The 9,525-nt window shown below is 42.8% G+C and carries 4 protein-coding genes; 2 read left to right on the plus strand and 2 right to left on the minus strand.

The features are described from left to right. Positions 1 to 617: 617 nt before the first annotated feature. Positions 618 to 1,655, minus strand: a complete 1,038-nt coding sequence (locus tag AC1DV1_RS30720) for a phospholipase D-like domain-containing protein (protein WP_477368477.1) — start codon at positions 1,653 to 1,655, stop codon at positions 618 to 620. A gap of 406 nt (positions 1,656 to 2,061) precedes the next feature. Between AC1DV1_RS30720 and AC1DV1_RS30725 the strand changes: the two genes are divergently transcribed. Both AC1DV1_RS30725 and AC1DV1_RS30730 read left to right on the plus strand, forming a co-directional pair. Then, positions 2,062 to 7,761, plus strand: a complete 5,700-nt coding sequence (locus tag AC1DV1_RS30725) for a T9SS type A sorting domain-containing protein (protein ID WP_477368480.1) — start codon at positions 2,062 to 2,064, stop codon at positions 7,759 to 7,761. After that, the gene (locus AC1DV1_RS30730; protein ID WP_477368483.1) at positions 7,758 to 8,450 is read left to right on the plus strand and encodes a hypothetical protein; all 693 of its coding nucleotides are present in this window, start codon (positions 7,758 to 7,760) and stop codon (positions 8,448 to 8,450) included. The genes AC1DV1_RS30725 and AC1DV1_RS30730 overlap by 4 nt, the downstream gene beginning before the upstream one ends. Positions 8,451 to 9,309: 859 nt before the next feature. On the opposite strand, the gene AC1DV1_RS30735 is transcribed toward AC1DV1_RS30730, so the two are convergent. Beyond that, positions 9,310 to 9,525 (minus strand): transposase (locus AC1DV1_RS30735; RefSeq protein WP_477366656.1); only part of this gene is annotated, 216 nt, incomplete at its 5' end.

Below are 9,525 nucleotides of genomic sequence, written 5' to 3' on the forward strand. Positions count from 1 at the left end.
TGATCTGTCGTAATCTATTCATCTTGATCGGTTTATTGGACATGTATTCGCTGGTTTTTGTTTATCTAAAAAGCTAAACAAAAACCTTGTCCGAAGAAACCTATCAGTACATTACTTTAATCTCTTTTAAGGGGTCACTTTCGTCTGGCAAGAGGGGTCACTTTGCTTTGGCGAACGTGGTCACTTTCAACTGGCAAAGGGGGCCTTTTTGAGTGGGCCAAAAGGGGTCATTTTGGTGTGTTTTATCCACATTGGGGCTAATTGATAAATATGAAAGGAAAGCGAATAACAGGGTATCCACAGAGATCGAAACAACTCAGCTGCTCATAAACATAGGTTGGGATGATGAGCAAATAATTGACTTCCTGATGCGGAAATACCAAAGTATTAGCAGTCGTTTCGGAGTAAATTATTGGGAAGGACTTATTTACATGGCGATCTCCAACCATTTAGATATCATCCATAATTTATAGTTTCCTCAAGAAGCCAGATATTGAAAGTTTTGCCGAAGATCAAGGGTTACACATATAAAATAGGATAATTTGTGCCACAGTTTGACTTAAATTTTAGCCTTTGAAATCATAGATTTTTATAATGTCATTCATCATAAGAATAAGTCAATCAACTATTACCCATAGATTTGAATTATTGTTTAACCCGTAATCAGGATAATTACGTTTAACTTCCGGCAGGATATTAAACAATTCCTCAACAATAGTTGGGGCAATAAATAAAGCGAAATTGTGCTCCCAAAGGGTGTTTTCTTTAATAATATCCACTCCAGAAAGGATTTTTTCTTCAAGGATCTTTCTGCTGAACGTACCATTGAGCATTTTTTTAAAGCTTTTTTGAATATACTTTCTATTGTCTTTCAACTCTTTATCAAGCTCGTCAAAATCCTCTGATTGGCTGTTATAATTGCTGAAAATAAGTTGCTCATTGCGACCTGACGTCCAATTTTTAATCAGGTCTCTATGGATTGGTAATCCAAATTCAGACGTTAACTTTTTATCAAATTTGGCTTTTGGATTGAAAATAAAACCGGGCTCATAACGAATTTCATCATAGTCTCCGACATTATATGTAAAGCAGTCTCCTAAAATTATTTTTGATGCAAATTTTTTATATTCCTTTCTATTAAAAGGATAATAGGTTGATAAAAGTAACTGGGTAAAGATGGGATATTGATATAAAAGTTGAATATTTTCGTCAATATAATCGGCGTCTGTAAGGTGCCGGAATACCCTTAGGTGAACCTGCGCGAAAGCTTTATCATGATATGCCGCCAGGTTTTCAGCATTGAAATTCGCCTTCCTGGTATAGTTATAGGAACCAATTAAAGTCGTTTGTTCATCGATGACCATGAACTTGCGATGTAAAAAACGTTTATCAACTTTTACAGGTAGCTTAATACCCGTTGATTCCATTTCCGAACGGGAATTGAAAAAGTAATTGTTATTGATCTCGTTGTCATCTGTAACAATTCCTATTTCCAATGCGGGATTGTTTCTTTTGGCATCCACCAGCGCTTCTTTAATGGGTTTACTCGTGAACCAGGCCATAACAATGAATATAGAAATTTCAGCCGATTCAATTCGATCGATGATTTCTGCTTCTATGCTCCTGAAAAACGATATTGGTGGTAAATAATTCATGATCAGTTATTATTAGCTAAAAATAAGCGGAATTTTCTTCTGTTTATTTTCGATTTATTTGGCAGCGGATTATTTTATACATCATTTGAAAATCGGTGGTTGACAGTTGCCTATTTCTTAAATCGACCCTATGTCCGCTTTTGAACTTCCAACTGTTGTGGCAAACGAAGTGTAGTCTGCGGGAATAGGGGTAACGCAGGTATTGACATACTGCCTGAATGTCCATTTTCTATTTCGGAACCCTCCCCTTCGTATTATGTTATATATAAGGATATTGTATATTAAAGTATTGGTATTCAGTTAATAAATATGTAGTTTTATCTCATAAACCTTGTCCGGCATAATAGACCTTTGGTAGCCGTTTGGCTGAATAACTATTAGCTGTAAAAACAATTTATGCTTTCTGATGGAATCGATCTGTTGCAAAGAGAATTTCAAGTCCAGTTTACTGGTTCGCTGTATCATTACGTTCCTGTTCCTCCTGTTAAATTTACGCACCTACGCCCAACAGTTTCAGAATGGGTCATTTACCGATGGAGCTAGTGGCTGGAGAGTTGCGGCCGCCTTTCATTGCAATAATAATGGTCAGTTCAAGGATTACAATACCGGGCCAGGCTACGCCTATTTCGCTGCCGATGACGGCTCCTTGCATAATAGCAATAAAATTGAAGGGACTTTGTCGCAGGACCTAATATTGCCTGCTAATTTTAGCTCGGGCTCCATCCGTTTCTTTCAAAAGATAACAACCGAAGAAGATAAGGGTATCGCCTATGATAAAATGAGTTGCACAGCCACCGACGATGCTGATGGAGCGAACACACGGTCGATCACCCTGACCAATCTCGATGCGGGGAACGGGTACACTTTAAAAACTATTGATCTCCCTAAAGCGATGGCCGGGCATACAATCACCCTTACGTTTTATGCTAAGAACGATAACGGCAAGGGAACCGTTTTCAGGATTGATGATATCACATTAGTGACGAATAGCACGTCTGGCGGTACGCCATCTGCACCCGTGATCACAGCCCCATCAAATAACAGCACCCAATATATTGGCGGTAATATTCATTTTTCCTGGACAACGGTAAATAATGCCCAGTATCAGGCTGGTTTCGATTTGGATAAAACGTATAAATTTACCCCTTCAACCAATGAAAATTATTATGATCTTGCGGCCGTTACAGGTGGACTCGGCTCGCATACTTTCCAGGTCAGGTCGGTAGTCGGAGGGGTTTATAGCGCATGGTCGGTGCCTGTTACTTATACGGTTTCACTCTATCCGCCCGCACTTTCTTCTCCGACAACGGGTGCTACGCAATACGTCGGTACTTCTGTCAATTTTCAATGGGTACCGGTTTCAGGAGCAAGCGGTTATGATCTAAGGTTTGACGATGGCTTGTCGTACGTAGCAACCATAGATATAGGCAATTTCGAGCATTATCTTTATAGCATGGGCACAGGTGGATTGGGCGCTCACACCTGGCAGGTCCGTGCCAAATTCAATGGGATAACCGGCCCATGGTCAGAGGTGCGAACATATACCAATTCATTGTTCATACCTGTACCCAATAGCCCGCTCTCTGGTAGTACTATTGCTGTAGGGGCCGATTTGAAGTATACGTGGACGGAGGTTAGTGGCGCTGATTCGTATGAAATAGATTTTGACAGCGGGACAAATTATGCGACAACAGAATCGGTTGGGACAAATGTGCTGAGTCGCCTCGTCGACGCAAACCAGATCGGAACTCATACCTGGCGTGTTAAGGCAAAATTTAAGAGTTTTTCGGGACCATTATCACCGCCTTATAATTATACGGTTGTTAATCCCCAGATAAAATTATTAAATCCTAAAGGTGGTGAAAATTTTATCATCGGCACGACGCAGATGATAACGTGGGAAACTGCTGGTTTTACGGGAAACGTTAAGATTGAGATTAATGGGGAGTACCCTTCTAATCCATGGGAAACAATTTTTTCGAATATATCAAATAATGGCTCTGTGAACTGGACGGTTTCCGGCTTTCCTGGAACAGAAAAAAGGATTAGAGTCACATCGATAGAAAACCCTGGGATTTCAGGAGTGTCCGCTGACAATTTCGAGATTGTCGCAAAAAACAAACAACCGGGACTTACTATATTAGTGCACGGTTTTGATCCATTCGGCTCGTTTGATAATCCTGTTTCTTACTGGCCTAAAGGTTTTGTAACTAACCTCCTTGCTGCTCAAGGTGGTGGGAAGGTTTATGTTTATCAAGCAAGCGACGGATCTTTTAAACAAATAACAGACAACAAAGACTTTAATGCACTGACAAACGGACCAGAAACCATATTGTTAATGGATTGGTTAAATGCCTCGAATAATCCTGAATCTGGGGAGGCCGAATCAGCGGCAGATGCTCTTTTTGCATCGCTGGTTTCTCCAGACGGGTCCGGGGAACCTAACACAAAATATATAAGTTTAGCTAACCCGGCGGTAAGTCTGCCGATCCACCTCATCGGTCATAGCCGTGGTTGCGTTGTAATTAGCGAGTTGGCGCAAAGATTAGGTGTTAATGGGATTAAGGTAAATTACTTTACATCATTAGATCCTCATGATTTTGATGAGGAAGACGTTAGTATAGACGGCTATTTTCACGACCCTGCTGTTCAAATATGGAATAATGTAATTTACGCCGATAATTACTGGCAGCGCTCATTGCTGCCAGAGGTTCCCAGCGGCCGCAAATTAGCTTGGTTAAGTAATGATGGTTATTTAAAAAATCAATACGAGCTTACCCCTTTAAATCTGTTTGGTAATAACTTAGGAACCATTACAAATAATTCCCATGGGAAAGTAAAAAACTGGTATCAAGGTACGATACTTAACTATTCTCAAGAAGTCGACTGGTATCAGGACCAATCTGGTGCTGGGGCTGGAATGAGTAAATGGTTAGCAATGGGCGGTTACTCATATCGTGGAACCGATAATGGTATAAACGATCCCGCCGATCCGATTAAGGGATCAAGTGGAAATAATAGCAGCCACGATGGTGGAATAGTTCCCTACAAGGAGGTTTCAAGTGATGGCTCGGATCAAAACTATAATCCAACTGATTTTTTTAATGGTGATTTCTCGCTTAAAAATCTTGGAGGCAAAGCCTTAGCGTCAAGGCCATCAATTGCGGGTTGGTATTACCATGGAGGGAGCGGTAATGGCTATCAGGATGGAAACGGTTACCTCATTTTGGATCTTACACATCCCTCCAAGGTTCATAATCGTTTCGTTATACCATTAAAGGCAAACAAAATAAAATTTCAATATAAAATTGTTCAAGCAGCCACTTCTGGCAAACTAGTGGTCAGTTTGGGCAGTACGGATTTGAAGTCAATAGATTTGAATAATATTGCTGATTGGACTGAAGGCGAAATTGATGTAACGCAATATAGAGGGAAGGTTCGAACTCTTGGTTTTCAATTATTTCCCGAATTATTAAATGCAGTGGTTTATATCACCAATATCTCAATAGACGAACAATCGTCTGGGGGGGCTGATCCGGTACCCTCGATCAACTCGTTTGCACCGAAGTCCGCCGCCACCGATACTGAAGTTATATTAACAGGGGCGAATTTTACCGGTGCTTCTGCGGTCAGCTTTGGAGGGGAACCGGCAAAGTCTTTTTCTGTAGTGTCACCGACCTCGATAAAGGCTGTTGTAGGAGAGGGTGCATCAGGCAATGTCACCGTGGTAACGGCAACTGGTACCGCTTCCCTGGCTGGCTTTACTTTTCAGCCGGCGGCAAACTGTCAAATCCCTGTCGCACCTGTGCTCACCTTCGGTGCCCCCGACTGCAGTACTGCCACTGTTCTCACCGGAGGTACGACAGCTTCACTGAGCTTTACTTCCGGAGGCGTGGCGGCTTATAGTGCCATGGTCAGCAAGTATCCCTATGGATCAGCCAATCTGGTATTGTCATCACCCTGCCAATCGACCGGCGACCCTGTAAGTGCTGTTAACTTACAACCCGGAATGATTTACCGTTGGAACATGTTTGCCTATGGCGCGTCAGACTGCTCCTCCTGCAGGAGCGCTCTTTCAGATACCTATTACTTTAGCCTTCCGCCTGTGATCAGCGCATCAGGGACAAGCATAACACAGGATCATCCGGTAACCCTTTCTGTTTCCCCGGTAGTGCCTGGAGAAGGGGCAACAGCGGATTACAAATGGATGAAAAATAATGTTGTTGTTTCCGAGGGGGCCGGTGTCACCACTTATACGGCTTCATCAACAGGCACCTACTCCCTGGTCATAGGGTATGGTGGGGCTACAGATTGTCCCACAGCGGTGACAGCATCAAGTAACAGCATCACGCTGAACTTCGATAATAATTGTATAGGCTCAGAAAAGCCGTCATCTATTACTTCTGCTCCTTTAGGTTCTTCGGTCGTGCTATCTGTTGCAGGAGGATCACTCGGTACCAATGCGAACTGGAAATGGTATACCGGTGGATGTGGAACCACAACGATTGGGACAGGCAGTTCAGTGACGGTGATTCCCGACGTACCGACCCTGTACTATGTTCGTGCAGAGGGTGATTGCGGGACTACATCCTGCGACAGCATATTGGTCGATACTTCCGGCGGCTGTATAAAACCCACTACACCGAGCTATATTACGCAGGTAAATTCCACAGGTACTAATAATGATCCGAAGTTAAAATTGTTGATCGTCGGTGGCTCATTTGGCTCAGCCGGTACCTGGCGGTGGTACAAAGGAGTGACCTGCGGCGGAGCTATTTTTGCTTCAGGGCAGTCGCCAGAGTTATATGTGGATCCGAATGAACAAGCGACCTATTCTGTAAGAGCAGAAGGCAGCTGTGATACTTCTGCATGCGTTTTCACCACCGTCAGCCCCTGCCCGCGCTCGGTTTTACCGGATTCCATTGCCCAAACCAAAAACGGGAATGGCGTCTTACTGAAGCTTGCGGGGGGAAGCCTGGCTCCCAATGCGTCCTGGCTATGGCGCAAAGGGAGTTGCAGCGGACCGACAGTGTCAAGCGGTCGTATTGACTCAATTCTGGTTAACCCAACGGAAACAACAACTTATTATGTCAGTGCCGTTGGTTGTTTTAACAGCGATTGTATCAGTACCACGGTTTTGGTTATACAACCGCCGCTACTTAGTTCTTTTACGCCGGCGACTGCGCAGACAGGAACTTCAGTGCTTATTACTGGGACGGACCTTGACCGGGTATCTGTAGTGACATTTGGCGGCACACCTGCTGCTTCTTTTAAAATTGTTTCCGCCACGTCGATTTCTGCAGTTGTAGGTGCCGGCAGATCCGGGGACATCGTGGTAACGAACAGCAAAGGCACTGCATCGCTTCCCAACTTCAAATTTGTATTTAGTATTCCCGCAGACAATTTTAAGATTTCTGCCACCAGCGCTACGTGTAAAGGTCTGACAAACGGCTCAATTCATATCGACGCAGTTAAAGTTCAGGACTATGCGGTACAGTTGACCGCACCCTGGTTTAGCAAAGTGTTTTCCTTTAGCGATACGCTGACCGTCAGTAATCTTCAAGCGGGAACCTATCATGTGGTCGTTACACTTCCTTCACAACCTGACTTCCTGCAGGCTGACGACCTTGTAATAACGGAGCCACCGGAACTTTCTGTTTACACAACCGTGAATGCCAGGACAAATGAGCTTACGCTCAGCCTCAGTGGTGGAGGTAATTACTATATTCAGCTCAACAATCAAGTATACACAACTACGGCAAATACCTTCATCATCCCGCTTACCGGACGACATGCCAGGCTGACGGTGACCACTGATAAGGAATGCCAGGGGATTATTCAAAAAATGATCAGTGCGGGACAAAACGTCGCACCATACCCAAACCCTTTCCAGGATAAGCTAAGTGTTGATCTCGGTAACAGGCAGGTTGCCGTCCTAAAAGTGACTATCACCAGGGTCTCTGATTTCAAGATGGTATATACCAGTTCACTAAGCAATCCGCCAGGTATCGTGACGTTGGGTCTTTCAGCGCTGGAAAAAGGTATTTACGTCCTCAATCTTACGTTTGATAACGAACAACAATCTTTTAAGATCATCAAACAATGAAAATAAACAAACTCCTTATCCCGATACTTTTTTCTATTGTAGCTTGCGGTGGTAAGCATACCGCGCCTCTGCCCCCATCGCCGCCTGGCAAGGTGACTTTATTGTTTCCGGCAAAAGATGCCCCCTGCACTGCTGCGACTTTCCTGAGTCCCGGTTTTAGTAACATCACATTTTCCTGGTTAGCCTCCGGGAACACGGACTTGTATGTGCTTAAGACCAAGAACCTGCTCACCATGGACTCAATTTCACAATCTACGGCTGACACCCACCTTACTATCACACTGGCCCGTAATACGCCTTACTCATGGAGGATTATTTCACAGTCCAATAGAGTGACAGCAACAAATTCTACCGATAGCTGGAAGTTTTATAATCCAGGGGAAGGCGCAGTGACTTATGCTCCTTTTCCGGCGGACATTATATCACCCTTGTTCGGAGAGACAGTGACAGCGACTGATAATAAAATTAAACTTCAATGGTCGGGGAGCGATGCAGACAATGACATTGACAGTTATAATATCTTCTTGGGTACTTCTTCCGTTCCTCTTCTTGCCAAAAGCGCAGTTAAAGATAGCTTTCTCGCTAACGTAAGTGTTGTGGCCGGGACAATTTACTACTGGAGGGTTGTAACAACAGATAAAAAAAAGAATACGGCTACGACAAGCCTTTACCAGTTTACAGTTAAGTGAATAGGAGCTGCTTTGATGTCTAAACATTTTTTTAAAAACCCTTATCTAATCACTATAATTATGGTGATTCTGGATATTTTGATTTCACTTGGTAACCGGTAAAAGAATCTTTAGTGACTTGCAGGAATTTGATAGAGAGATTAAGCCTGGATATTCCGGAAGGCTTGACCAGGTGATTCCGTGGGATGTAGAGCACCGGTTTGTGTTATCGCTTTAGAAAATGGTAATTAGTAATCAATGAGTTGATATGGCCAAAGTGGTGCAGAACTATCGGTTCGCTATCCCGGAACGTGGTGATCGATAGCTCGTAATATCCACGGAATGATCTGGAAGGCCAACAGAACCTCCAATTGGACAACTGAATTTATTTAATCAAAAAGTAAGCTGTTTCAGTAGGGATTACTTTGAAAAATCGGGCAAAATCATTATTTTTATTAAAATGAAATTTTTGGAACGAGTTCAAAAAAGCGATTCTGATAGTTTAAGCAATGATTTTAATATGCTTTTACGCAAAAAAACTCTGTCAAAACTCTGCCAAAAACACTAAAAAACTGCAAAATGAAAGTTAAAAAACCGCTCTCAGAGCCTCAAAAACGCAGTTTGAGTAATGCAATAACGGCTCTTAATAATCCGATATTCTCCACCTGATTGAACAACAGGCTTTTAGATTGATTTCTAAAGGCCTGCTTTTTTTTCCCGCCGGGCACTTTTTGCAACCTTCCCGCGATTAGTCAAAATCCCCTTTTTTACCAGATTAACTAATAGAGCTTAAAACAAAATATCCATATCAATTCATGTATCAGTATGCTATCTATGGCGTATTTTAAGGGATCAGTCGGAAAAGTTGGGGGGGCGATCCTCAGGCATATATTTTGGCAAGCCTGAATAGGAAGAAAGTAGTATCTCTTACTCCTCTTAAAGTAGCTCTAAAAGCTTTTGCCTTAGCATTAAATGATTCGGCTGAAGCATTTGTACTTCTGTTGTCGAAGAAGTTTAAGATAGACTCATAATGTGTTTGTACAGATTTAGATACGGTTTTAAAAGACTCAATTCCTGCATCTTCTACATCATTATA

This window comes from Mucilaginibacter sp. P4_D1, assembly GCF_056401935.1.